Annotated in this window: 21 protein-coding genes; 5 read left to right on the top strand and 16 right to left on the bottom strand. The window is 63.3% G+C overall.

Features of this window, described 5'->3' with window-relative positions; translation table 11 throughout:
• Positions 1-145 precede the first annotated feature (145 nt).
• The 5 genes from JAO85_RS23150 to ruvC all read left to right on the top strand — a co-directional run bounded on the left by JAO85_RS23150 (position 146) and on the right by ruvC (position 5568).
• Positions 146-2215: a ribonuclease catalytic domain-containing protein gene (locus tag JAO85_RS23150; protein ID WP_039049994.1), complete on the top strand. Its 2070-nt coding sequence runs from the start codon at positions 146-148 to the stop codon at positions 2213-2215.
• Between the two features lie 29 nt (positions 2216-2244).
• The gene (locus JAO85_RS23145) at positions 2245-3105 is read left to right on the top strand and encodes an energy transducer TonB (protein WP_003068949.1); all 861 of its coding nucleotides are present in this window, start codon (positions 2245-2247) and stop codon (positions 3103-3105) included.
• Positions 3106-3286: 181 nt separating this feature from the next.
• Entirely contained in the window at positions 3287-4153 is an 867-nt protein-coding gene (gene aroE, locus JAO85_RS23140) for a shikimate dehydrogenase (RefSeq protein ID WP_039049995.1), read from the top strand.
• 14 nt (positions 4154-4167) lie between these two features.
• Positions 4168-4896: a monofunctional biosynthetic peptidoglycan transglycosylase gene (mtgA, locus tag JAO85_RS23135; RefSeq protein WP_202789132.1), complete on the top strand. Its 729-nt coding sequence runs from the start codon at positions 4168-4170 to the stop codon at positions 4894-4896.
• A gap of 123 nt (positions 4897-5019) precedes the next feature.
• A complete protein-coding gene (gene ruvC, locus JAO85_RS23130) occupies positions 5020-5568 on the top strand; it encodes a crossover junction endodeoxyribonuclease RuvC (protein ID WP_003068955.1) in 549 nt (182 codons plus the stop codon).
• Between the two features lie 162 nt (positions 5569-5730).
• Here the strand turns inward: ruvC and JAO85_RS23125 are convergent, their stop codons facing one another.
• The 16 genes from JAO85_RS23125 to ftsL all read right to left on the bottom strand — a co-directional run bounded on the left by JAO85_RS23125 (position 5731) and on the right by ftsL (position 23949).
• The gene (locus tag JAO85_RS23125) at positions 5731-6159 is read right to left on the bottom strand and encodes an RcnB family protein (protein ID WP_034377101.1); all 429 of its coding nucleotides are present in this window, start codon (positions 6157-6159) and stop codon (positions 5731-5733) included.
• 202 nt (positions 6160-6361) lie between these two features.
• Positions 6362-6538, bottom strand: a complete 177-nt coding sequence (locus tag JAO85_RS23120) for a hypothetical protein (protein ID WP_003068960.1) — start codon at positions 6536-6538, stop codon at positions 6362-6364.
• An 11-nt stretch (positions 6539-6549) separates the two neighbouring features.
• On the bottom strand, positions 6550-7473 hold the full coding sequence (lpxC, locus tag JAO85_RS23115) for a UDP-3-O-acyl-N-acetylglucosamine deacetylase (protein ID WP_003068962.1): 924 nt from the start codon (positions 7471-7473) through the stop codon (positions 6550-6552).
• A gap of 248 nt (positions 7474-7721) precedes the next feature.
• Positions 7722-8915, bottom strand: coding sequence for a cell division protein FtsZ (gene ftsZ, locus JAO85_RS23110; RefSeq protein ID WP_003068965.1), 1194 nt, complete (start codon positions 8913-8915; stop codon positions 7722-7724).
• Positions 8916-9061: 146 nt separating this feature from the next.
• Positions 9062-10291: a cell division protein FtsA gene (ftsA, locus tag JAO85_RS23105; protein ID WP_003051293.1), complete on the bottom strand. Its 1230-nt coding sequence runs from the start codon at positions 10289-10291 to the stop codon at positions 9062-9064.
• Positions 10292-10363: 72 nt separating this feature from the next.
• The gene (locus JAO85_RS23100; protein ID WP_003068968.1) at positions 10364-11173 is read right to left on the bottom strand and encodes a cell division protein FtsQ/DivIB; all 810 of its coding nucleotides are present in this window, start codon (positions 11171-11173) and stop codon (positions 10364-10366) included.
• Positions 11170-12141, bottom strand: coding sequence for a D-alanine--D-alanine ligase (locus JAO85_RS23095; RefSeq protein ID WP_202789131.1), 972 nt, complete (start codon positions 12139-12141; stop codon positions 11170-11172). The genes JAO85_RS23100 and JAO85_RS23095 overlap by 4 nt, the downstream gene beginning before the upstream one ends.
• The gene (gene murC / locus JAO85_RS23090) at positions 12138-13571 is read right to left on the bottom strand and encodes a UDP-N-acetylmuramate--L-alanine ligase (RefSeq protein ID WP_003068975.1); all 1434 of its coding nucleotides are present in this window, start codon (positions 13569-13571) and stop codon (positions 12138-12140) included. The genes JAO85_RS23095 and murC overlap by 4 nt, the downstream gene beginning before the upstream one ends.
• Complete coding sequence (murG, locus tag JAO85_RS23085) at positions 13568-14653, bottom strand: undecaprenyldiphospho-muramoylpentapeptide beta-N-acetylglucosaminyltransferase (protein ID WP_003068977.1); 1086 nt, start codon at positions 14651-14653, stop codon at positions 13568-13570. The genes murC and murG overlap by 4 nt, the downstream gene beginning before the upstream one ends.
• Complete coding sequence (ftsW, locus tag JAO85_RS23080; protein ID WP_012839829.1) at positions 14650-15921, bottom strand: putative lipid II flippase FtsW; 1272 nt, start codon at positions 15919-15921, stop codon at positions 14650-14652. Before ftsW ends, murG begins: the two co-directional genes overlap by 4 nt.
• Positions 15918-17822, bottom strand: coding sequence for a UDP-N-acetylmuramoyl-L-alanine--D-glutamate ligase (murD, locus tag JAO85_RS23075; RefSeq protein ID WP_202789130.1), 1905 nt, complete (start codon positions 17820-17822; stop codon positions 15918-15920). Before murD ends, ftsW begins: the two co-directional genes overlap by 4 nt.
• A gap of 5 nt (positions 17823-17827) precedes the next feature.
• The gene (gene mraY, locus JAO85_RS23070; RefSeq protein WP_012839831.1) at positions 17828-19006 is read right to left on the bottom strand and encodes a phospho-N-acetylmuramoyl-pentapeptide-transferase; all 1179 of its coding nucleotides are present in this window, start codon (positions 19004-19006) and stop codon (positions 17828-17830) included.
• A complete protein-coding gene (gene murF, locus JAO85_RS23065) occupies positions 18997-20424 on the bottom strand; it encodes a UDP-N-acetylmuramoyl-tripeptide--D-alanyl-D-alanine ligase (protein ID WP_202789129.1) in 1428 nt (475 codons plus the stop codon). Before murF ends, mraY begins: the two co-directional genes overlap by 10 nt.
• Positions 20421-21926: a UDP-N-acetylmuramoyl-L-alanyl-D-glutamate--2,6-diaminopimelate ligase gene (locus tag JAO85_RS23060; protein ID WP_202789128.1), complete on the bottom strand. Its 1506-nt coding sequence runs from the start codon at positions 21924-21926 to the stop codon at positions 20421-20423. Before JAO85_RS23060 ends, murF begins: the two co-directional genes overlap by 4 nt.
• Complete coding sequence (locus tag JAO85_RS23055) at positions 21923-23671, bottom strand: penicillin-binding protein 2 (protein WP_003068995.1); 1749 nt, start codon at positions 23669-23671, stop codon at positions 21923-21925. Before JAO85_RS23055 ends, JAO85_RS23060 begins: the two co-directional genes overlap by 4 nt.
• On the bottom strand, positions 23668-23949 hold the full coding sequence (gene ftsL, locus JAO85_RS23050; protein ID WP_003068998.1) for a cell division protein FtsL: 282 nt from the start codon (positions 23947-23949) through the stop codon (positions 23668-23670). The genes JAO85_RS23055 and ftsL overlap by 4 nt, the downstream gene beginning before the upstream one ends.
• Positions 23950-23975: the final 26 nt, after the last annotated feature.

Raw genomic sequence — 23975 nt, 5'->3', positions numbered from 1 at the left:
CCAGGGAACGGCTGTATTGCTGCAGCGTGCCCCCTTGTTCACGCCCCTGACCGCGCGGAGGCCGCGTCTGATATTGACCGACCTCAAGCATGAACTGAATCACTTCTGAGCGCCGAATGTTCGGCTCGTGGGAAAATGCGCGGTTATGCACGCACTGTTTGAAGAAGCCGGCAAATTTCTGGCCGGGCGCATCCTCTCCGAAGCCGAATCCTCTGCCCAAGTCGAGCTGGACTCGGGCAAGCGGGTCAAGGTCAAGGCCGCCAATATCCTGCTCAAGTTCGAGAAGCCGGCTCCTGCCGAGTTGGTCGCTCAGGGCCAGGCCCAGGCCGCCGAGATCGACCTGGATCTGGCCTGGGAATTTGCGCCCGAGGAAGAGTTCGGCTTTGCCGACCTGGCGCGTGACTATTTTTCCGAATCCGCGACGCTGGCCCAGCAGGCCGGTGCGCTGTTCTGCCTGTACGACGCACCGCATTATTTCCGTCGTGCGGGCAAGGGCCGCTTCAAGAAGGCTCCTGCAGAAATCCTGCAGCAAGCCCTTGCCGCCATCGAGAAGAAAAAGCAGATTCAGGCACAGATCGACGCCTGGGCCGAGGAACTGGGCCGCGGCGAGTGCCCGCAGGCAATCCGCGAACAGCTCTACAAGATTCTGTTCAAGCCCGACAAGAACGCAGCCGAATACAAGGCCGTGGTCGATGCCAGCCGCGCCACCAAGCTGGCCCCGCTGGAGCTGCTGCACCGCGCCGGCGCCATCGACTCTTCCTACCAGTTTCACTGGAAGCGCTTCCTGTTCGACAACTTCCCCAAGGGCACGGGCTTCCCCTCCGTGCAGGCCCCCCAGCCACCGGCCGACCTGCCCGTGGCCGATGTAAAGGCTTTTTCCATCGACGACTCGGCCACCACCGAAATCGACGATGCGCTGTCCGTCACGGGCCTGGGCACGGGCACCGTCACCGTGGGCATCCACATTGCCGCCCCCGGTCTGGCCATCACGCCCGGCGGCGAGCTGGACAAGCTGGGCCGCGCCCGCCTGTCCACCGTCTACATGCCCGGCTACAAGATCACCATGCTGCCCGACGACGTGGTGCATATCTACACGCTGGACGAGGGCCGCTCCAACCCCGCGGTCTCGCTGTATGTGCAGATCAACGAAGAGACGCTGGAGACCATCTCCAGCGAAACCCGTCTCGAGCGCGTGCCCGTGGAAGTCAACTTCCGCTACGACAAGCTAGATCACATCGTCACCGAGGAATGGCTGACCGACTCCTCAATCGAGGTTGAAAATACGCCTGATTCTTTGCTGGGCAAGCGCAAGGAGCTCACCTTTTTGCAGCGCTGGTCCAAGTTCCTCAAGGCCAATCGCGAAGTGGTGCGCGGCAAGCCCGAGAACTTCAACCGCCCGGACTACAACTTCCGCCTCGTCGGCAACGACGGCGCCGAGCCCAATGGCAGCGAGCAGGTGCAGATCACTGTGCGCAAGCGCGGCGCGCCGCTGGACCTGATCGTGGCCGAGGCCGCCATCGTGGCCAACAGCACCTGGGGCCTGATGCTGGCCGAGCACGGTGTGCCCGGCATCTACCGCAGCCAGGCCAGCCTGGCACCCGGCGTCAAGGTACGCATGAGCACCAAGGCCTTGCCCCATGCCGGCATAGGCGTGAAAGCCTACTCCTGGGCCACCTCCCCGCTGCGCCGCTATGTGGATCTGGTCAATCAGTGGCAGATCATTGCCTGCGCCCGCCATGGCAAGACGGCTGCCCTGGCAGCGCCCTTCAAGCCCAAGGACGCCGAGCTGTTCGGCATCATCAGCAGCTTTGACGGCGCCTACAGCGCCTACAACGGCTATCAGGCTGGCATGGAGCGCTTCTGGACGCTCAAGTATCTGGAGCAGAACGGCATCAGCGAACTGACGGCCAGCGTGTTCAAGGAAGGGCCCAACGGCTCCTTCCTGGTGCGCGCCGACAATCTGCCGCTGGTACTGCCCGTACTGGGTGCGCAGAACCTGCCGCGCGGCGCCCATGTGCGTGTCAAGCTCGGCGAGATCGACGAGATATCGCTGGACATCTCGGGCACGCTGATCGAACGCCTGGATGCAGGAGCCGAGGCCGAAAGCGAAGGTGAGGACAGCGGCGAGGACGATGACGACGCCGTGGCCGGCCCCATCTCCATTGCGGTGGACATGAACGACGCCGATCCCGCTGCAGACCAGCCCAAGTCCTGATCTCCACATCTCATCGCCCTGACGCTGCCGTGAAACTGCCCACCTCTCTTCGACGACTGAGTACGCTGCAGCTGGCGCTGGGCGTTTCCATCGCCGTCCATGCCGTGTTGCTGACAGTCCGCTTCGTGGACCCGGAACGCTTTGAGCGCGTGTTTCAGGACACGCCGCTGGAAGTGATTCTGGTCAATGCCCGCGCCAACGAGACGCCGGACAAGGCCCAGGCCATCGCCCAGACCTCGCTGGCCGGCGGCGGCGATGCCGACCAGGGCCGGGCCACCAGTCCCATGCCCTACTCGGCCCTGACGACAGTGGGCGACGATTTCGAGGAAAAACAGCGCCAGCTCGACGCCATGCAGGAGCAGCAGAACCAGTTGCTGACCCAGCTGCGCCAGCAAGTGGCCGCGCTGCCCCCGATAGACCCGCGCCTGAGCGCCGACAACAAGGCCCTGGAGGCACAGGAAGAAAAGCGCTTGCAGCTCATCAAGCTGCTGGCCGAGATTGAAAAGCGTATCAACGCAGAAAACGCCCGCCCCAAGAAGCGCTATATCAGCCCCGCCACCAAGGAGGCCGTGTACGCCGTCTACTACGATGCGCTGCGCCGCAAGGTGGAAGACAAGGGCACGGAAAACTTCCCCGAGAACAAGGGCAAGAAGCTGTATGGCGAGCTGGTCATGATCCTGACCGTGAATCATGACGGCCGCGTGCTTTCCACCGAGGTTGTGCAGGGCTCGGGTAACCGCATGCTCGATACCCGTGCCGAGGCCATTGCCCGCGCCGCAGCCCCTTACGGCCACTTCGGCCCGGCCATGCGCACCAAGGCCGATCAGATCGCCGTCGTCTCGCGCTTCAGGTTCACACGCGAGCAGACACTGGAAACAGACATAAGGTGACCCCCTGTGCCGCCTTCGGCGTCTTCCCCCGCTCTCGCATCGCCTCGCTTGCAGGCGGGGAACGCAGCCAGCGCGGCGGGACGGCCCTTGCGCGGCTGCCTTGGCTTGGGCTGCGCCGATCTCGCCGGCCACTGCCCCAACGCGTACCCAACTCTGCTCAGCGATTTCCTTCAGCCTTTTTATGACAAATACGCTTGATGCCTACTGCGTCATGGGCAACCCCGTTGCCCATAGCCGCTCTCCCTGGATTCATGCCCGCTTCGCCGAGCTGACCGGCCAGCCCGTCAGCTATGACCGCGCCCTGGTGCCGCTGGATGGCTTTGTCGACTTTGTGCGCGACTTTGCCGCACGCGGCGGCAAGGGCTGCAATGTGACCGTTCCCTTCAAGCTGCAGGCGGCCGAGCTGGCCACCAGCACCAGCGAGCGCGTGCGGCTGGCTGGTGCTGCCAATACGCTGGTATTCGGCGCCAACGGCATTCATGCCGACAACACCGATGGCCTGGGCATCGTGGCCGACATCACCCGCAATGCCGGTGTGCCCATCGCCGGGCGTGATGTGCTGCTGCTTGGCGCGGGCGGCGCCGCCGCTGGAGCCCTGGGCTCTTTGCTGGAGCAAAAGCCCCGCCGCCTAGTCGTGGTCAACCGCACTCATGCCAGGGCTCAAACGCTGGTCCAGCAGCATGCGGCCATTGCCACACTACATAACGTAGAGCTGGTAGCACTTGAAAGGCAAGTGCTTGAGACTGATCTGACCCAAAATTTCGACATCATCATCAATGCCACAGCCAGCAGCCTGGCTGGGGCTGAGGTGCCCGCGCCCGCCAGCGTGCTGCACGCACGCAGTCTGGCCTACGACATGATGTACGGCCCCGCCGCTCAGAATTTTCTGAATTGGGCCAGCAGCCACGGCGCGCTGGCGCGTGATGGTCTGGGCATGCTGGTGGAGCAGGCCGCCGAGTCCTTTGCACTATGGCGCGGCGTGCGTCCGCCCTCTGCACAAGTCCTGGCCGAACTGCGCGCTCTGCTGCACGCTGAAGCCGCTCACTAAAACCTCGCCCCACCATGAAAGCTCTTGGCCGACTGCTGTTGCTGGTGCTTTGCGCCACCCTGCTGCTGCAATTGTTTTTTGTAGCACGCATCGCAGTCATGGCATGGCTGGATCCAGAGTCCACCAGCTATCAGCGCTCCGAAGCCTGGCAGCTTGTCCGCAGCAGCGAGGGCCTGCGCTGGCGCCAGCAATGGGTGGACTACGGCCAGATCTCCAGCAACCTCAAGCGCGCTGTGATTGCCTCCGAAGATGCCGGCTTCATGGACCACCACGGCGTGGAATGGGATGCCGTTCAGAGGGCCTGGCAGCGCAACGCAAAAGCTGAGGCCAGGGCCATGCAGGCCGAAAAAGCCGGAAACAACAGCAAGCCCGCCAAGGTCTATGGCGGCTCCACCATCACCCAGCAGTTGGCCAAGAACCTGCTGCTGTCGGGCGAACGCAATTTTCTGCGCAAGGGCCAGGAGCTGGTGCTGGCGCAATTGCTGGAGCTGATGCTGAGCAAGCAGCGCATTCTGGAGATCTATCTCAACAATGTGGAATGGGGCCAGGGCGTGTTCGGCGCCGAGGCCGCCGCCCAACATTACTTCCGCAAGAGTGCCGCCCAGCTCAATGCGGCCGAGGCAGCACGACTTGCCGCCATGCTTCCGGCACCCAAGCGCTTCGAGAAAATGCCGCAATCGCGCTATCTGGCGCAGCGCAGTCGCACGATTGCGCGCTATATACCGATGGTGACGCCCCCCTGAGGCGCTTCGCCTGGGCGGCCCCGCGCCTTCCCCGAGGAGGACGGCAGCATCGCCGCGAAGCGGCTCTTGCTTGCTGTCACCCGCATGGAGCGTGAAGGTTTTGTACGTGGATAATCGACAGCCATGCGAATTCTAGGAATCGACCCTGGCCTGCAGACCACGGGCTTTGGCGTCATCGACATGGAAGGCCAGCGCCTGTCCTATGTGGCCAGCGGCACCATACGCACCAACAAGATGGAACTCGGCGACCTGCCGGGCCGTCTCAAGGTGCTGTTCGACGGCATCTCCGAAGTCGCCTCACGCTATCAGCCCGAGGTGGCTGCCGTGGAAATCGTCTTCGTCAACGTCAACCCCCAGTCCACACTGCTGCTGGGCCAGGCCCGTGGTGCGGCGCTGACGGCCCTGGTCAACGCCAATCTCGCGGTTTCCGAATACACCGCCCTGCAGATGAAAAAAGCCGTGGTCGGCCATGGTCGCGCAGCCAAGAGCCAGATCCAGGAAATGGTCAAACGGCTGCTGCAACTGCCCGGCCTGCCCGGCACCGATGCCGCCGACGCGCTGGGGCTGGCGATCACCCATGCCCATGCGGCTGCCGCCATGGGGCTGATGGCCAAGTCCACCGATCTGCGCCGCAAGCAACATGCCATGTACCGGGGCGGACGGGTCTATTGAGCTCGCCCTTAGCCGCTTCGCGGCTTCCCCTTCTCTCTTCGGAAGGGATCGCAGGATGGCTTTTCCTCACAGCCCCCGAGCTGGAGCACACACTGCTTCAAAGCTCTGCCCGATACAAATAAAGCCGTGACATGCCACGGCTTTTTTGATGGTGTGATTTGCTTAATAGGCGCTCAGCACCATGGAGGCGATCACGCCTGTGGCAATGGCAACCAGCAGATAGTCGCCGCCGTTCTGAATCCAGTGATAGCCACGCGGCGGCGCCGACAGATGGTGGCCGCGCCAGTCATTCACCACATAGTGCTGGCTGCGGTATTGCGGCGGCACGCGACTGCCCTTGTACCAGTTATGGTCGGGACCACCGCCACGGCGACCATTGTCGTGATGATCGGCACGTCGGTCGTCGCGCCTGTCATGGCGCTGCTCATGCCGACCACGATCATCATGGCGACCGCCATGGCGCATGTCCTGCGCTCCATGTCCATTGCCGCGGCCGGGCGGCGGGCCGGGCTGCGCCTGGACGGCCAGACTGCCCAGACCCAGGCAGGCGGCAATGGAGGCAGAAAGAATGCGGGTAGTCAAACGGGACATGGGTACTCCTTTGTCGAATTGTTTCGGTCAACAAGGTGTGCGGCCGGTCATGGCGGCCGCAGCAGATCCATCTTTACCCAATTTCGGCGCCGCAAGAAGTGAGCAACTGCCGATTTACCACTTTTTGCGCGCTGTTTACAGAACAGAAACCTGTGAAGCGCGAAGCCGGATTTGGCAAGCCGCTATCAATATTCATTAGTTCTCAGATGATGCGTCCGACAAACATCACGGCAAAAAAGGCCAGACCGGCAATCACCGTCCACTTGAACAGCAAAAAGCCCAGGCGCTTGTAGTGCGCCTTGCCGGTTCCCAGATAGAAGGCAAAGCTCAATGCCGAAGCCAGAATCAGCAAGGTGGCCAGCCAGCGAAAGATCAGCATGGAGGTCTCGCTCACCAGGCCTGGGCGGGCATGGCAAAGCCCTGGGGAGCCTGGCGCTCGCTCTCGAAGGTCACGAGCTCCCAGGTCTCGGGCTGCTCGATCATTGCGCGCAGCAACTTGTTGTTGAGGCCGTGACCCGAGCGAAAGGCGCTGTAGGCACCGAGAATGGGCTTGCCGATCAGATACAGATCGCCGATCGCGTCAAGGATCTTGTGCTTGGCAAACTCGTCGTCATAGCGCAGGCCGTCGCTGTTCAGGACCTTGTAGTCGTCCATGACGATGGCGTTGTCCAGCCCGCCGCCCAGTGCCAGGCCATTGTTGCGCAGCATTTCCACATCCTTGGTGAAGCCGAAGGTGCGGGCGCGGGCGATGTCGCGTGTGTAGTTGTCCAGACCCATGTCGAACTCCACGCACTGCCCCGTGGAGTCCACGGCTGGGTGAGCGAAGTCGATCTCGAAGCGCAGCTTGAAGCCATGGTAGGGATCGAAGCGCGCCCACTTGAGGTTCTGGCCTTCGCCTTCGCGCACCTCGATCGGGCTCTTGATGCGGATGAAGCGCTTGGGCGCTTTCTGCAACTCGATTCCGGCGCTTTGCAGCAGAAACACGAACGATGACGAGGAGCCATCGAGAATCGGCACTTCTTCGGCAGTGATGTCCACGTAGAGGTTGTCGATTCCCAGACCGGCGATGGCCGACATCAGGTGCTCTACCGTATGCACCTTGGCGCCGCCGCTGCCGATGGTGGAAGCCATGCGCGTATCAGTCACTGCCTCGGCGGAAATGGGGATATCCACAGGCTCAGGCAAGTCCACGCGACGGAACACGATGCCGGTATCAGGCTGGGCAGGGCGCAGCGTCAACTCGACACGCTGGCCGCTGTGCAGGCCCACGCCTACGGCACGGGAAATGGTCTTGATGGTACGTTGCTGAAGCATGCTGGTATTTTAAATGGGACAACCCCGAGCCGGCTTACGCCGACCCAGGGTTGTCTTAATCGCTGCGATACAGCGAACTGATGGGCCATCAGTCCTTAACGAACCAAAGGCCTTTGCGGCTGACTCTCAAGCGCCGGCGCACTCGGAGGCAGAGACACCGAGGAAGGGGCGCCCCGCACCGAGGGTGTCGTCCCCCTCCGGCGCAAAGCGCCAGAGAGGGGAAAGCGGCCAAGCCGCTCAGGGGGAGCTTAATCAGCCTGCTTGCGCAGAAACGCCGGGATCTCCACATCGTCCATGCCGCCAGACGCCAGCGCGCTCACGCGCTCCGAAGCCTGGGTACGGTTGGTGCGCCAGACGCTTGGCACATTGGTGTTGGCCGTGCCGTAGTCCATGCCGCCCAGGGGAGGCAGACCCACTGCCACGTTGTCGGTACCGGTACGCAGACCGCCCTGCACCACCTGGATGTTCTGGCGACGCACATTGGGACGCGACAGGCCGGTGGCCACCACGGTCACGCGGATTTCGTCGCCCAGCGAGTCATCGTAGGCAGCGCCGTAGATCACGTGGGCATCGGGAGACGCATAGGCATTGATGGTGGACATGGCCAGACGCGACTCGGACAGCTTGAGGCTCCCCTTGGCTGCAGTCACCAGCACCAGCACGCCCTTGGCGCCGGACAGATCGATGCCTTCCAGCAGCGGGCAGGCCACGGCCTGCTCGGCAGCGATACGGGCACGATCGGGACCGGCGGCCTTGGCCGTGCCCATCATGGCCTTGCCGGGCTCGCCCATCACGGTGCGCACGTCTTCGAAGTCGACGTTCACATGGCCGTACTCGTTGATGATTTCGGCAATGCCGCCCACGGCGTTCTTCAGAACGTCGTTGGCATGGGCAAAAGCCTCGTCCTGGGAGATATCGTCGCCCAGCACATCGAGCAGCTTTTCGTTGAGCACAACGATCAGCGAGTCCACATTCGCCTCCAGCTCGGCCAGGCCGGCGTCAGCGTTCTGCATGCGGCGGCCGCCTTCCCACTCGAAAGGCTTGGTCACCACACCCACCGTCAGAATGCCCATTTCCTTGGCCACTCGTGCGATCACAGGCGATGCACCGGTACCCGTACCACCACCCATGCCTGCCGTAATGAAGAGCATGTGCGCGCCTTCGATGGCAGCGCGAATATCTTCCACAGCAGCTTCCGCAGCGTCGCGGCCCTTGTCGGGCTTGCTGCCGGCACCCAGGCCGCTGCCACCCAGATGGATGGTGCGGTGAGCGCGGCTGCGCAACAGAGCTTGAGCATCGGTATTGGCCGTAATGAATTCGACGCCTTGAACGCTGCGTTCAATCATGTGGTCGACGGCGTTGCCGCCGCCGCCGCCGACGCCGATCACCTTGATCTGCGTGCCTTGGTTGAATTCTTCGGTTTCAATCATGTCGATAGGCATGGTGGTGCTCCTGTTCTCTAGTGGTGGTTTGTCGCTGCTGTGGAAAAGAAATTTCGAACTCTTGAGGTCTTCGCGGTCTTCGTCGTCGATACCGCGAAAAATCCATCTGTGGTGGTCCGGTGATGAACATGCGATAAGTGCTCATATCAGAAGTTCCCCACGATGAAGTCTTTGAACCGGCCGAAAGCGGTCTTCATGGAACCGCTCTTCTGGGCCACCTTGTAGCCACGCAGACGTGCCAGACGTGCTTCATCGAGCAGGCCCATCACCGTGGCGGCACGGGGCTGGGCGACCATGTCGGCCAGCGCACCGGAATATTTGGGAAGCCCGCGGCGCACGGGCTTGAGAAAGATGTCTTCGCCCAGCTCGATCATCCCGGGCATGACGGCGCTGCCGCCCGTGAGCACGATGCCCGAGGACAGCACTTCTTCGTAGCCCGATTCGCGGATGACCTGCTGCACCAGCGAGAAGATCTCTTCCACGCGGGGCTCGATCACGCCGGCCAGGGCCTGCTTGCTGATCATGCGCGGGCTGCGGTCGCCCAGGCCCGGCACTTCGACCTGGGCATCGGGATCGGCCAGCAACTGCTTGGCATAGCCACTCTCGACCTTGATGTCCTCGGCATCCTTGGTGGGGGTACGCAGGGCCATGGCGATGTCGCTGGTGATCAGGTCACCGGCAATCGGGATCACGGCCGTGTGGCGAATCGCACCGCCGGTGAAGATGGCCACATCGGTCGCTCCCGCGCCGATATCCACCACGGCCACGCCCAGCTCGCGCTCGTCATCGGTCAGCACGGCCTGGGCCGACGCCAGCGGATTGAGCAGCAGCTGCTCTACTTCCAGGCCGCAGCGGCGCACGCATTTGATGATGTTCTCGGCCGCGCTCTGGGCGCCGGTCACGATATGGATCTTGGCCTCAAGGCGAATGCCGCTCATGCCGATGGGCTCGCGCACCTCGTGGCCGTCGATGACGAACTCCTGCGCCTCGACCAGCAGCAGGCGCTGGTCGGACGAGATATTGATGGCCTTGGCGGTTTCCATCACGCGGGCCATATCGGTGGACGAGACTTCCTTGTCCTTGATGGCCACCATGCCGCTGGAATTCAGACCGCGGATATGGCTACCCGTAATGCCGGTGCACACTCGCTGGATCTTGCAATCCGCCATCAGCTCGGCCTCTTTGAGCGCCTGCTGGATGCTTTGCACGGTCGCATCGATATTCACGACCACGCCGCGCTTCAAGCCGTTGCTGGGGGCTACGCCCAGGCCCGCCAGCTTGAGCTCGCCATTGGACATGACCTCGGCCACCACCGCCATGACCTTGGCCGTGCCGATATCCAGCCCAACAATCACATCCTTGTATTCTCTTGCCATATCAGCTTCCGCCCCCGGTAGGTTCTGTCTTGTCTTTGTGTGCGCCTTGCATGTCTGTTCCCCTGCTCCCGCTTATCGTCTGGCCCTGGCAGCAGTTGCCGGCGCGGAGGTTCCAGTGGTCACGCCCTTGAGTCGCAAGGCATAGCCGTCTTCGTAACGCAGGTCTGCAGACTCCAGTGCCGCAGCCGAGCGCTTGTATTGAGAGGTGATCTGAGGCAGCGTGCGCACAAAGCGCTGCACGCGCTGCAATATGTCTTCGGTCGTGCCGCCGCCCAGTTCCAGCAGCGCATCGTTGTCCAGCACCAGCGTCCAACTGCCACGCGCATCCAGAGTCAGGCTGTCCAGCGCCACATCGAGCGGCTTCAAGGCCGGCTCCAGCGCTCGATACATCTGCAGAACACGCGGTGCCGAGCCCTCGGGGCCTTGCAGACGCGGCAGACCTTCGCGGTCCAGTTCGCCCAGATTGGCTTCAAACACTTCGCCGGCCTTGTTGACCAGACCGGTACCGGTCTCAGCCCCCCAGAAGGCTTCGGCCACATGCTCCTTGAGCGCAACGCGCAAGCCGTTCGGATATTCGCGGCGCACCTGCGCCTCCTGCACCCAGGGCACTTGCTCGAATGCATGCTGGGCCGCCTTCAGGTCCACCGTGAAGAAGTTGCCTTTGAGCACTGGCGCCACATTGGCGCGCAGCGTCACGGCGTTGTTATGCACCAGCTCGCCTTCCACCACGATGCGACCGATATTGAAGGCCGGAGTTCGCATCAACCACCACCCCACGGCCATCACGCACGCCGTCAAGCAGCCCATGAACATCACCGTGGCAGTGATGTTCATGAGCTTGACGTCGAACGGGACGACGGCTGTGGGCTGGTTGCGGTTCATGGCTGCTCCGCTTCTCCATCCAGCGTGCTCATGGCCAGGATGCCAAGGCACAGGTTTTCGTAGCTCACGCCGGAAGCGCGCGCAGCCATGGGGACGAGAGAATGCCCCGTCATGCCTGGAGAGGTATTGATCTCCAGCAAGAAAGGCTTGCGGTCGCTGGCGCGAATCATGATGTCGGCACGCGCCCAGCCACGGCAGCCCAGCGTGCGGAAGGCTTTTTCCACAATGCGCCGGATCTCGGCCTCCTCGGCAGCCGGCAGGCCGCTAGGGCAGTGGTACTGCGTGGTATCCGTGAAGTACTTGTTCTGGTAGTCGTAGTTGCCTTCGGGCGCAACGATTCGGATCACCGGCAGCGCACCGGCCTGGGCTCCCGTGCCCAGCACGGGGCAGGTGGTCTCGTCACCGGCAATGAACTGCTCGCACAGCACTTCTGCGTCGTACTGGGCCGCCAGCTCGTAGGCCTTGGCGCATTCGTCGGCATTCATCACCTTGGTCAGGCCGATGCTGGAGCCGTCGCGTGCGGGCTTGACGATCATGGGAGCGCCCAGGGCTTCCAGTGCGGCGCGGGTTTCAGCGGCCGAGGCGACCATGCGCCAGTCCGGCGTGGGCAGTCCTTCAAAGCGCCAGATGCGCTTGGTCATGATCTTGTCCATGGCGATGCTGGAAGCCATCACGCCCGAACCCGTATAGGGAATGTCCAGCAACTCCAGTGCACCCTGCACCGTGCCGTCCTCACCGTAGCGGCCATGCAGCGCGATGAAGCAGCGGTCAAAGCCTTGCACCTTGAGCTGCTCCAGCCCTTGTTCGGCAGGGTCGAACTTGTGGGCATCGACACCCTTGGACTGCAGTGCGGCCAGCACACCAGCGCCGGACATCAGCGAGACCTCGCGCTCGGACGAGCGACCGCCCATGAGCACGGCGACCTTGCCCAGTGCCTTCACGTCGATATTTGTACCAAACATGCTCATTGCGCGCTCCCTGCGGGCGCGGCCAGCTCTTGTTTCTGAAGCATTTCAACCAATTTCCCAGGCACGGCGCCAATCGATCCGGCCCCCATGCACAGCAATACATCGCCCGCTTGCGCATTGGCAGCGATGGCTGCCGGCATATCGGCAATGTTTTCCACAAATACAGGCTCGACCTTGCCGGCCACACGCAAGGCGCGAGCCAGGGATCGACCGTCGGCAGCCACGATGGGTGCCTCGCCCGCGGCATAGACCTCGGCCAGCAGCACCGAGTCGGCGCTGCCGATGACCTTCACAAAGTCCTCGAAACAGTCGCGTGTGCGGCTGTAGCGGTGTGGCTGGAAGGCCAGCACCAGGCGCTGCCCCGGGAAGGCACCGCGTGCCGCAGCCAGCGTGGCTGCCATTTCCACGGGGTGATGACCGTAGTCGTCGATGACGGTGAACGTGCCGCCATTGGCAGCCGGCAGTTCGCCATAGCGCTGGAAACGCCGTCCCACGCCCTTGAAGCCTTCCAAGGCGCGCAGCAGCGCCTCGTCGGAAATCTCGAGCTCCATGGCCACCGCCACGGCAGACAGGGCGTTGAGCACGTTGTGCTCGCCGGGCAGGCTCAGCACAACCTCCAGATCGGGGTAGCTCTGGCCGTTCTGGCGGCGCACGGTAAAGCGCATGCGACCGGCTTCGGCACGCACGTTCACGGCGCGCACCTGGGCATCTTCGGCAAAGCCGTAGGTCGTGACCGGACGCGCCAGCTTGGGCAGGATCTCGCGCACGGCAGGGCTGTCGACGCAAAGAATGGCGCGCCCGTAAAACGGCATGCGATGCAGGAAATCGACAAAGGCCTGCTTGAGGCGGCCGAAGTCATGGCCGTAGGTTTCCATGTGATCGGCGTCGATATTGGTGACGACGGCCATCACAGGCAGCAGATTCAGGAAGGAGGCATCGGACTCGTCGGCCTCGACCACGATGTAGTCGCCCTGGCCCAGCTTGGCATTCGCACCGGCGCTGTTGAGCTTGCCACCGATCACGAAGGTGGGGTCCAGACCGGCTTCGGCCAGCACACTGGTCACCAGGCTGGTGGTGGTGGTCTTGCCATGCGCGCCGGCAATGGCGATGCCCTGCTTGAAACGCATCAGCTCGGCGAGCATCAGCGCACGGGGAACCACAGGAATCTTTTTCTCGCGCGCAGCCAGGACCTCGGGGTTGTCGCCCTGCACGGCCGTGGATGTCACCACGGCATCGCTGCCGTCAACGTTCTCGGCCGCATGACCGACAAAGGTCTTGATGCCCAGGCCCGCCAGGCGGCGCAGCGTGGCGCTGTCGGCCAGGTCGGAGCCTGAAATGGCGTAACCCAGGTTGTGCAGAACCTCTGCAATACCGCTCATGCCGGCGCCGCCAATACCGACAAAGTGAATGTGATGAATGGCGTGTTTCATGCTGCCAACTCCTCACAAGCGGCGACCACCTTCGCGGTGGCATCAGTCTTTTGCATTTTCTTCGCGAGTTCAGCGCGCTCCAACAGCGTCGCACGCTGCATATTTTGTAGCATTTCCGCCAACCCTTGGGCGCTCAAAGTACTTTGCGGCTGTAACCAACCGCCACCAGCATCCACGAGGAAGCGGGCATTGCTGGTCTGGTGGTCATCCACCGCGGCAGGGAAGGGCACATAAACCGCTGCCGCCCCTACAGCGGCTATCTCGGTCACGGTGCTGGCACCGGCACGGCAGACGACGAGATCGGCATCCGCAAAAGCCTTGGCCGTGTCATCGATGAAGGGAGTCAGCTCGGCCTGTACGCCTGCAGCCTGATAGTTGGCACGCAACGCATCGATCTGGGCCGTACCGCTCTGGTGCAGCACCACGGGGCGCTGATCGGCAGGCATCAGGGCCAGAGCCTGGGGCACGATCTCATTGAGCGCCCTGGCTCCCAGACTGCCGCCCACCACCAGCAGCTTGAGCGGGCCGCTGCGACCGGCAAAGCGCTGGGCGGGCTCGGCCTGCTCCAGAAACGCTTGACGCAGCGGATTGCCCACCCATTCGCCCTTGGCAAATACCTTGGGGAAAGCCGTGAACACTCGCTTGGCAACCTTGGCCACGACCTTGTTGGCCATGCCGGCCACGGAGTTCTGTTCGTGCAGCACCACGGGCACGCCCGAAGCCGCAGCCATCAGGCCACCGGGCACGGTGAGGTACCCGCCCAGGCCGATGACCACATCGGGCTGCACGCGCTTCATCACGGCACGCGCCTGCGAGAAGGCCTTCGCCAGCCTGAACGGCAGTTGCACCAGGGTCTTGAGCCCCTTGCCGCGCACGCCGCCAAATTCGATCAGCTCCAGTGCAAAGCCCTGGGGCGGCACGATGCGCGACTCCATGGAGCCGGGCGCTCCCAGCCAGTGCACATTCCAGCCGCGCGCACGCAGCTCCTGTGCCACGGCCAGACCGGGGAAGATATGACCGCCGGTACCACCGGCCATCACCAGTGCCGTGCGTGGCTTGTTTGGCTTGATGAGCAGGCTCATGCGTGGCCCCCCTTCATCAGCAGCTTGTTTTCGTAATCGACTCTGAGCACCACAGCTATCGCAATCAAATTCATCAAAATGGCCGAACCGCCAAAACTCATTAACGGCAGAGTCAGGCCTTTGGTTGGCAGGGCGCCCAAATTCACACCCATGTTGATAAAGGCCTGGAAGCCCATCCAGATCGCCACGCCCTCGGCCACCAGCCCGGCAAAGACACGGTCCAGCGCGATGGCCTGACGGCCGATCAGCATGATGCGGCGGGTCAGCCAGAAGAAGACGGCAGCAATCAGCAGCAGGCCGACCAGACCAAATTCTTCGCCGATCACAGCCAGCAGGAAGTCGGTATGCGCTTCGGGCAGCCAGTGCAGCTTTTCCACGCTGCGGCCCAGGCCCACGCCAAAGATCTCGCCTCGCCCGATGGCAATCAGCGCATGCGAGAGCTGGTAGCCCTTGCCCAGCGCATGCTTCTCATCCCAGGGATCGAGGTAGGCAAAAATACGTTCGCGGCGCCACTCCGAGGTGGCGATGATCATGCCGAAGGCCAGCACCACCAGCAGTGCGATGATGAAGAACATGCGCGCATTCACGCCGCCCAGGAACAGAATGCCCATGGAGATCACGACGATCACCATGAAGGCCCCCATGTCTGGCTCGGCCAGCAGCAGCACGCCCACCACGACCACGGCCAAGCCCATGGGCAGCACGGCGCGGAAGAAGCGCTCCTTGACCTCCATCTTGCGCACCATGTAATCGGCCGCGTAGATCAGGATGGAGAACTTGGCCAGCTCGGAAGGCTGGAAGTTCATGATGCCCAGCGACAGCCAGCGCCGCGCGCCGTTGACCACCGTGCCCACATGCGGGATCAGCACCGCCACCAGCAATACGATGGAGATCAGAAACAGCTTGCGCGCCACCTTCTCCCAGACATTCATGGGCACCTGGAAGGCCAGCAGCGCGGCCACAAAGGCCATGCCTATCGACATGGTGTGGCGCAGCAGAAAGTGATAGGGCTCGATCTTGCCGAAGCGCGGGTTGTCCGGCATCGCAATCGATGCCGAATACACCATGACCAGACTCCAGGACAGCAAGGCGATGACGACCCAGATCAATGCCTGATCCAGCCCCAGTACGCTTGCCGGAGTACGGGTGGGACGGTCGTACAGCGGCCCGCCTACGCGCACGGGCAGCACGTCGATGGGCCTTTCCTCTGCGCTGCGGAACCACGAGCGCATGCGGCCGGAGAGGCTGGTCAGGAAGGCGGCTGTCATGCGCCGTCCTCCAGTTGCTGGCCGGCTTCAAGCGCCAGCTCACGCACCGCTTCCACAAACTGGTGGGCGCGGTCCGCATAGTCCTTGAACATGTCCATGCTCGCGCAGGCCGGCGAGAGCAGCACCGCATCATTGGCATGGGCCAGACGCGCGGCCTGCTGCACGGCATCCTGCATGCTTGCAGCATCGACCAGGGTCACGCCGGTGTCGCCAAGCGCCTCGCGAATCAACGGCGCATCCTGGCCGATCAGCACGGCCGCGCGCACATAGCGCGAGACGGGAGCGGCCAGCGGCGTAAAGTCCTGGCCCTTGCCCAGACCGCCCAGAATCACCACGATGCGGTGGTCCGGCCCCAGACCCATGAGGGCCGCCACGGTGGCGCCCACATTCGTGCCCTTGCTGTCGTCAAAGTATTCGACATCGCCCACCCGGCCCACGGGCTGCACACGGTGCGGCTCGCCCCGGTATTCGCGCAGGCCGTAGAGCAGCGGTGCCAGCGTGCATCCCGCACCGGTCGCCAGCGCCAGGGCCGACAGTGCATTGATGGCGTTGTGGCGGCCGCGTATGCGCAGCGCATCGGCGGGCATCAGGCGCACGATGTGCAGATCGTCGGCGTTCTTGCCCTTGCTGGTTTCGTCGGCCTCATGGGCGCGCACCAGCCAGGTCATGCCGTTGACCACCTCCAGACCGAAGTCTCCGGGGCGGCGCGGCATGTCGCCGCCAAAGCTGACATGGGCACGCTGGAAAGTCTTGCCGCGCTTGCCAGGCACCGCCACGGGCGCTGGCAGCATAGCCATGACGACGGGGTCTTCGCGATTGAGGACCATCAGAGCCTGCTCGCCAAAGACATGGGCCTTGGCATCGGCATAGGCCTGCATGCCACCATGCCAGTCCAGATGGTCCTGGGTGATATTGAGCACCGTGGCCGCCGTGGGCTCGAATGCGCGGCAGTCGTCGAGCTGAAAGCTGGACAGCTCCAGCACCCAGGCCTGAGGCAGAGTCTCGGCATCGATGCGAGCAGACAGGGTGTCGAGCAGCGAAGGACCGATATTGCCGGCCACGCCCACGCTCAATCCGCCATGCTCCAGCAGCTGACCGGTCAGCGAGGTGACCGTGGTCTTGCCGTTGGTGCCGGTGATGCCCAGCACCTTGGGCGCATAGCCATGGGCTTCGCGCAGGCCCTTGAGCGCAAAGGCAAACAGATCCAGTTCGCCGCCCGTGGGCAGGCCGATGCTGCGCGCGGCATCGAAGACCGGGGCAACGCTGGCCGGGCTCAGGCCCGGCGAACGATAGACGGAACTCAGGCTCTGGCCATCGACCAGAGCAGCCGTGAATGCGCCGGCAACAAAGCGCACGCCGGGCAGTTCGGCCTGCAGCGCAGGCAGATAGGGGGGGGCTTCGCGCGTGTCGGCCACCGTGACCTCGGCACCGGCACGCACGCACCAGCGTGCCATGGCGATGCCCGAGATGCCCAGACCCAGAATCAGCACGCGCTGGCCCTGCAGGTGCTGGGCCGCGCCTTGCGGCCAGTGCACGGGGACAGGTGGCAGCTCCACCACTGCTTCCAGCTCGGCTTCGGGCTGCGACTCGACCTCGGTCACTTCGGCATCGGCCGCATCGGAGATGCTGGGGTCGGCAAAAATCTGTGCCACGAAGGCGGCCGCGTCCCTGGCTGCCGTCAAGGTGGAGATATCGGGCACCGGCTCGGCGTCCAGCGTCTTGGCGATGATGGCAGGCGCTTGCATTTCAGGAGCTTCTGGCGCTTGCTCCTGAATCATTTCAAACATATTTCCATCTGAAATGCTTTGCATATCAGCGATAGGCGCTTGCGTTTGCATAGCATCCACAACCGCATCCGGCTGCAGAACCTGATCATCGAGCTTGAGGTCTTCGTCTTGCATTGCGACTACCTCAGCTTCAGGGTGGACAGGCCCAGCAGGCACAGCAGCATGGTGATGATCCAGAAGCGGATCACAACCTGGGTCTCCTTCCAGCCACTCTTCTCGAAGTGATGGTGCAGCGGTGCCATCTTCAGCAGACGGCGGCCCTCGCCATAGCGCTTCTTGGTGTACTTGAAGTAAGTCACCTGCAGCATCACCGAGATGGCTTCCGCCACGAAGATGCCGCCCATCACGGCCAGCACGATTTCCTGGCGCACGATCACGGCAATCGTGCCCAGAGCAGCGCCCAGCGCCAGCGCGCCCACGTCGCCCATGAAGACCTGGGCGGGATGTGCGTTGAACCAGAGAAAGGCCAGACCGGCACCCGCCATGGCGCCGCAGAACACCATCAGCTCGCCCGTACCGGGGATGCTGGGGAACAGCAGGTAGCGCGCATAGGTGGCGTTGCCGGTCACATAGGCGAAGATGCCCAGGGCCGTGCCGACCATGATGACGGGCATGATGGCCAGGCCATCGAGGCCGTCGGTCAGGTTCACGGCATTGCTGGCGCCCACGATGACCAGATAGGTCATGACGATGAAGCCCAGCACGCCCAGCGGATAGCTGACTTCCTTGAAGAAGGGCACCATCAGGCCGGCCTTGGGCGGCAGGTCCATGGAAAAGCCCGACTGTACCCAGGAGATAAACAGCGCGAAGACCTCGGCATTGCTGTTCTCGGAGATGCAGAACACCAGATACAGGGCGGCCAGCAGACCGATGACGGACTGCCAGAAATACTTCTCGCCCGAGCGCATGCCCTCGGGGTCCTTGTTGACGACCTTGCGCCAGTCGTCCACCCAGCCAATCGCGCCAAAGCCCAGCGTGACCAGCAGCACGATCCAGACAAAGCGGTTGGACAGGTCAAACCACAGCAAGGTGGATACGGCAATCGAGAACAGAATCAGCACGCCGCCCATGGTCGGCGTGCCGCTCTTGACCAGATGGGTCTCCATGGCATAGCCGCGCACGGGCTGGCCGATCTTGAGCGCGGTCAGCATGCGGATGGCCTTGGGACCTATCCACAGGCCGATCAGCAAGGCGGTGACGGCGGCCAGCACGGCGCGCAGCGTCAGGTACTGGAAGACGCGCAGAAAGCCGAACTCCGGCGAGATACCCTGCAGCCATTGAGCCAGCATCAGCAGCATGCGGCCTCCTCGCAGTTGCCCTGCTTCTTGTCTGCACAGGCCTCAATGCTCTGCACCACTTGCTCCATCTTCATGAACCGCGAACCCTTGACCAACACGCTACCTACCTTGGGTAAAACTGCGCACACCGCCTGCTCAAGGGCGGACATGCTATCAAAATGCCTAGCTCCGCTGCCAAAGGCAGAGGCCGCAAACGCGCTCTGGTCACCCAGAGCAAAGAAATGGGCAATACCTGCCTGCTGCGCCAGCGCGCCGGCCTCGGCATGGAACTGCGGGCCGTCATCGCCCACCTCCCCCATGTCGCCCAGCACCAGCAACTGCGGTGCGGGCAGCTCGGCCAGCACCGCAATGGCGGCGGCAACCGAGTCGGGGTTGGCGTTATAGGTGTCGTCGACCACCGTGACGCCCTGACCCTTGATCTGCACGGCCAGCGCGCGCGAGCGGCCCGTCACAGGCTCGAAGCCGGAGAGTCCCTGTGCAATGGCAGGCAAAGGCACACCGGCAGCATGGGCGCAGGCAGCCGCGGCCAGTGCGTTGCGCACGTTGTGGTGGCCGGCAATATGCAGCTGCACGGCTGCCACGCCTTGCGGGGTGTTCAGTGCAAAGCTCCAGGCTCCATTGGCCCAGACCACATCGCTGGCAAAAACCTGAGCCCCATCAGCGGCCTCGCCAAACATCAGGCTGGGGCGGCCAGCGCTCAGTTCGGTCCACAGCGGCGTGTACTCATCTCCGGCGGGGAAGATGGCCACTCCGTCCTTGGGCAGAAAGCGCAGCACCGATCCGTTTTCACGCGCCACCGCCTCCACCGTGCCCATGAACTCCTGGTGTTCACGTTGTGCGTTGTTGACCAGGGCCACCGTGGGCTGGCCGATGGCAGCCAGCTCGGCAATCTCGCCGGGGTGGTTCATGCCCATCTCCAGCACCGCAATGCGATGCGCGTCCGTCATGCGCAGCAGATTCAGCGGCATGCCTATGGAGTTGTTGAAATTGCCGCGCGTGGCCAGTGCTGCCTCGCCCTGCCCGCCCACATGCGCGCGCAGAATGGACGCGATCATTTGCGTGACCGTGGTCTTGCCATTGCTGCCGGTCACGGCAATCAAGGGCAGATCGAACTGCGCACGCCATGCTCGTGCCAACGCGCCCAGTGCCAGCAGCGTATCCGGCACTTCGATGCCGGCCATGCCTGCAGCCTCCAGCCCATGGCTGGCAATGGCCGCCACAGCACCGGCGGCCTGCGCCTGAGGCAGAAAATCATGGGCGTCAAAACGCTCGCCCTTCAGGGCCACGAACAAGTCCCCGTTCTGCAACGTGCGCGTATCGGTGTGCACGCGTGTCAGCTCCAGCTGGCCGTTGCCGACCAGACGGGCTTGGGGGATATGCGTCTGGATCAGCTCCAGCGCTTTTGCCAGGGTCATCATGACCGAATCTTTCCTTCGCGGGCTGCGAGCGCCTTCTGCGCCTCAGCCATGTCGGAGAACGGATGGCGCACGCCCTTCGTCTCCTGATAGTCCTCATGTCCCTTGCCGGCAATCAGCACCACGTCGCGCGCATCGGCACGGGCAATGGCTTGGGCAATGGCCGCCGCGCGGTCGGCCTGAACATGCAATGCCTGGCCCGCCTGCATGCCGGCCAGGATCTGGTCGATGATGCTTTCGGGCACTTCACTGCGCGGGTTGTCGCTGGTGACGAAAACGCCGTCGGCATGCGCCTGGGCGGCCTGCCCCATCAGCGGACGCTTGCTGTTGTCCCGGTCGCCGCCGCAGCCGAACACGCACCACAGCTTGCCCTGGCGCTGCCGCGCGGCGGGCTGCAGCGCGCGCAAGGCTTTTTCCAGCGCATCGGGCGTATGGGCATAGTCCACGGCCACCAGAGGCTGACCGGGCTTGACGATCTGCTGCATGCGACCGGGCACGGGCTCCAGATCGGCGCAGGCCTGTACGGCCTGCTCCAGCGTCAGGCCCAGGCAGCGCAGGGTGGCCAGCACCCCGAGCAGATTGGAGACGTTGTACTGACCGACCAGACGCGTATTCATGCGCAGGCTGTGACCGGCTTCCAGCACGGTAAAGCTCAGACCCTCGTCGCCCAGACCGATGTCCTTGGCCTGCAGGCGAGCCGGTCCCTGGATGGAGACGCTCCACACATCCATGGCGCGGCCTTGCAGCCTGGCCCAGAGCCTGGCGCCATGCGCATCGTCGATATTGACCACGGCGGCCGGCAGGCCGGGCCAGTCGAACAGCTGGGTCTTGGCCTGCCAGTAGGCATCCATGCTGCCGTGGTAGTCCAGGTGGTCCTGCGTGAAATTGGTGAACAACGCCACGCGAATCTTGCTGCCGTCCAGACGGTGCTCGACGATGCCGATGGACGATGCCTCGATGGCACAGGCGGCAAGACCCTGGTCGGCGTAGCTGCGGAACGCGCGCTGCAGCAACACCGGGTCCGGCGTGGTCATGCCTGTCGACTCCAATGCAGGCGGCACGCCCACACCCAGGGTGCCCACCAGCGCACAGCCGGTGCGTGTGTTCAGCGTCACTTTCGAGAGCGCATGCGCCAGCCACCAGGCTGTGGTGGTCTTGCCGTTGGTGCCGGTCACGGCCAGCACGTCGAGCTCGCCACTGGGATGTGCAAACCATTGGTCGGCAATCAGTCCCGTCGCGGCCTTCAGGCCCTTGAGAGCTGCAATGCTGTCGCCGCTCAGATCGAAGGCCTGCAGATCATCGGCCTCCACCAGCACGGCGGCGGCGCCCTGCTCCAGAGCCTTGCCCACATAGGCTCGGCCATCAGTGGCAGCACCGGGCCAGGCGACAAAGGCATCGCCGGCCTTGACCTTGCGGCTATCGGTCTGCAGGTCACCCTGCACGCGACTGCGCAGCCAGGCAACGGCCTCGGCTGCATTGTTCAGGATTTGAATGGGGGTGCTCATAGCACAGGCTCCTCAGCGGGTGCAGCCACGATCTGAGGCTTGACTTCCTTGTCGGGCTGAACGCCCATGAAACGCAATGTCTGCTGGACCACGTCCGCAAACACCGGGCCGGCCACCGTGCCACCGTAGTAGGAACCTGCCGTCGGCTCGTCCACCATCACGGCCACGATGATGCGCGGCTTGTCGATGGGAGCAATGCCCGTGAACCAGGCCCGGTACTTGCCAGCGGCATAGCTCTTGCCCACCTGCTTGCGGGCAGTTCCCGACTTGCCGCCGATGGTGTAGCCCTCGGCCTGGGCCTTCTGGCCGGTACCGCCTGGGCCTGCAGCAAGACGCAGCATGTGCAGCACCGCCTCGGCGTTTTCCTTGGAGATCACACGCACGCCCACAGGAGGCTCGTTCGTTTTCAGAATCGTCGAGGGAATGACATTGCCGTCGTTGGAGAACACGGTGTAGGAACGTGCCATCTGGAACAGCGAGGCCGACAGGCCATAGCCATAGGACATGGTGGCCTGCTCGATAGGCTTCCAGGTCTTCCAGGCACGCAGACGACCCGAGACCGCGCCCGGGAATTGAATCTGCGGCTTCTGGCCGAAGCCCAGCGCACTGAAGTACTCCCACATTTCCTGAGGTGAGAGCTTTTGCGCCACCTTGGTCGCGCCCACGTTGCTGGACTTCTGGATCACGCCCTCCACCGTCAGCGCGCCGTAGTTGTGCGTATCGGTGATGGTGGAGCCCGTCACCGTGTAGCGGCCGGGTGCGGTATCGATGATGGTGCTTGGCTTGACACGCTTGAGCTCCAGGGCTGCGGCCACTGTGATGGGTTTCATGGTCGAACCCGGCTCAAAGGTATCGGTCAGCGCGCGGTTGCGCAGCTGCTCGCCCGTCAGATTCTTGCGATGCCCCGGGTCGTAGCTCGGATAGTTCGCCAGGGCCAGCAGCTCGCCGGTGTGCGCATCCATGACCACCACGCTGCCTGCCTTGGCCTTGAAGGTCTCGACCTGCTGCTTGAGTTTCTGGTAGGCGTAGTACTGGACCTTGCTGTCGATGGACAACTGAATATCCTGCCCATCTTGCGGCGGCACTTCATCGCCCACGCCCTCCACCACGCGGCCCAGACGATCCTTGATCACACGACGCGAGCCAGCCTTGCCGGCTAGTTCCTTGTCGAACGCCAGCTCCATGCCTTCCTGACCATGGTCTTCCACATTGGTGAAGCCCACGATATGCGCCGCAGACTCCCCTTCGGGATACTGGCGCTTGTATTCCTTGCGGTTGTAGATGCCCTTGATATTGAGCGCCACGATCTTCTGGCCCACATCCCAGTCCAGCTGACGCTTTACCCAGACAAAGGTCTTGTCCTCGACATCCAGCTTCTCCATCAGGGAGCGCAGCGGCATGTCCATGAGACGCGCCACTTCCTTGAGCTTTTGCTGGACCTCAGGGTCCTTCAGATCCACGTCCTCGGGAATGGCCCAGATACTGGCCGCCGGCACGCTGGACGCAAGAATCAGGCCATTGCGATCCAGCAAACGGCCACGATTGGCCGGCAGCTCCAGAGTGCGCGCAAAGCGCACCAGGCCCTGACGCTTGAAGAAGTCGTTGCCGAAGACCTGTACATAGGCTGCACGCGCGCCCAGGCCCACAAAACCCAGCGCCAGCGCAGCCACGATGAACTTGCTGCGCCACAGCGGTGTTTTCGAAGCCAGCAAAGGGCTGGTGGTATAGAGCACGCTGCGTGTCATTGCGCAGTTCCTGCAGCCGTTTCATGCACGTACTGCGTAATGGCCTGAGAAGCCTGCTTCATCTGCAGCTTTTCGCGCGCCAAGGTCTCGATGCGCTGAGGAGCGGCCTGGGCACGCTTTTCCACCTGCAGGCGCAGTTGATCCGTCGCCAGCCGACGTGCCTCTGCCTCGGCGCGGTCCAGCTCGGTGAACAGGCGACGCGACTCATACTGGGTATGCACCAGAAAGATGGCGCTGGTCATGACCGCCAGCAGCAGCAGCAGGTTTATGCGCAGCATGGCAGCCCTCCCGCAGCCATGCTCGG

The organism is Comamonas sp. NyZ500 (assembly GCF_016772095.1).
Lineage (GTDB): Bacteria > Pseudomonadota > Gammaproteobacteria > Burkholderiales > Burkholderiaceae_C > Comamonas > Comamonas thiooxydans.
Note: the sequence above shows the minus strand (reverse complement) of the source record. Positions and strands in the feature narration are given on the sequence as shown.

Excerpts from the sequence above, each read along its gene's own strand:
- JAO85_RS23150 (WP_039049994.1), top strand. The coding sequence starts at position 146 with ATGCACGCACTGTTTGAAGAAGCCGGCAAATTTCTGGCCGGGCGCATC.
- aroE (WP_039049995.1), top strand. The coding sequence starts at position 3,287 with ATGACAAATACGCTTGATGCCTACTGCGTCATGGGCAACCCCGTTGCC.
- mtgA (WP_202789132.1), top strand. The coding sequence starts at position 4,168 with ATGAAAGCTCTTGGCCGACTGCTGTTGCTGGTGCTTTGCGCCACCCTG.
- ruvC (WP_003068955.1), top strand. The coding sequence starts at position 5,020 with ATGCGAATTCTAGGAATCGACCCTGGCCTGCAGACCACGGGCTTTGGC.
- JAO85_RS23125 (WP_034377101.1), bottom strand. The coding sequence starts at position 6,159 with ATGTCCCGTTTGACTACCCGCATTCTTTCTGCCTCCATTGCCGCCTGC.
- JAO85_RS23120 (WP_003068960.1), bottom strand. The coding sequence starts at position 6,538 with ATGCTGATCTTTCGCTGGCTGGCCACCTTGCTGATTCTGGCTTCGGCA.
- lpxC (WP_003068962.1), bottom strand. The coding sequence starts at position 7,473 with ATGCTTCAGCAACGTACCATCAAGACCATTTCCCGTGCCGTAGGCGTG.
- ftsZ (WP_003068965.1), bottom strand. The coding sequence starts at position 8,915 with ATGCCTATCGACATGATTGAAACCGAAGAATTCAACCAAGGCACGCAG.
- ftsA (WP_003051293.1), bottom strand. The coding sequence starts at position 10,291 with ATGGCAAGAGAATACAAGGATGTGATTGTTGGGCTGGATATCGGCACG.
- JAO85_RS23100 (WP_003068968.1), bottom strand. The coding sequence starts at position 11,173 with ATGAACCGCAACCAGCCCACAGCCGTCGTCCCGTTCGACGTCAAGCTC.
- JAO85_RS23095 (WP_202789131.1), bottom strand. The coding sequence starts at position 12,141 with ATGAGCATGTTTGGTACAAATATCGACGTGAAGGCACTGGGCAAGGTC.
- murC (WP_003068975.1), bottom strand. The coding sequence starts at position 13,571 with ATGAAACACGCCATTCATCACATTCACTTTGTCGGTATTGGCGGCGCC.
- murG (WP_003068977.1), bottom strand. The coding sequence starts at position 14,653 with ATGAGCCTGCTCATCAAGCCAAACAAGCCACGCACGGCACTGGTGATG.
- ftsW (WP_012839829.1), bottom strand. The coding sequence starts at position 15,921 with ATGACAGCCGCCTTCCTGACCAGCCTCTCCGGCCGCATGCGCTCGTGG.
- murD (WP_202789130.1), bottom strand. The coding sequence starts at position 17,822 with ATGCAAGACGAAGACCTCAAGCTCGATGATCAGGTTCTGCAGCCGGAT.
- mraY (WP_012839831.1), bottom strand. The coding sequence starts at position 19,006 with ATGCTGCTGATGCTGGCTCAATGGCTGCAGGGTATCTCGCCGGAGTTC.
- murF (WP_202789129.1), bottom strand. The coding sequence starts at position 20,424 with ATGATGACCCTGGCAAAAGCGCTGGAGCTGATCCAGACGCATATCCCC.
- JAO85_RS23060 (WP_202789128.1), bottom strand. The coding sequence starts at position 21,926 with ATGAGCACCCCCATTCAAATCCTGAACAATGCAGCCGAGGCCGTTGCC.
- JAO85_RS23055 (WP_003068995.1), bottom strand. The coding sequence starts at position 23,671 with ATGACACGCAGCGTGCTCTATACCACCAGCCCTTTGCTGGCTTCGAAA.
- ftsL (WP_003068998.1), bottom strand. The coding sequence starts at position 23,949 with ATGCTGCGCATAAACCTGCTGCTGCTGCTGGCGGTCATGACCAGCGCC.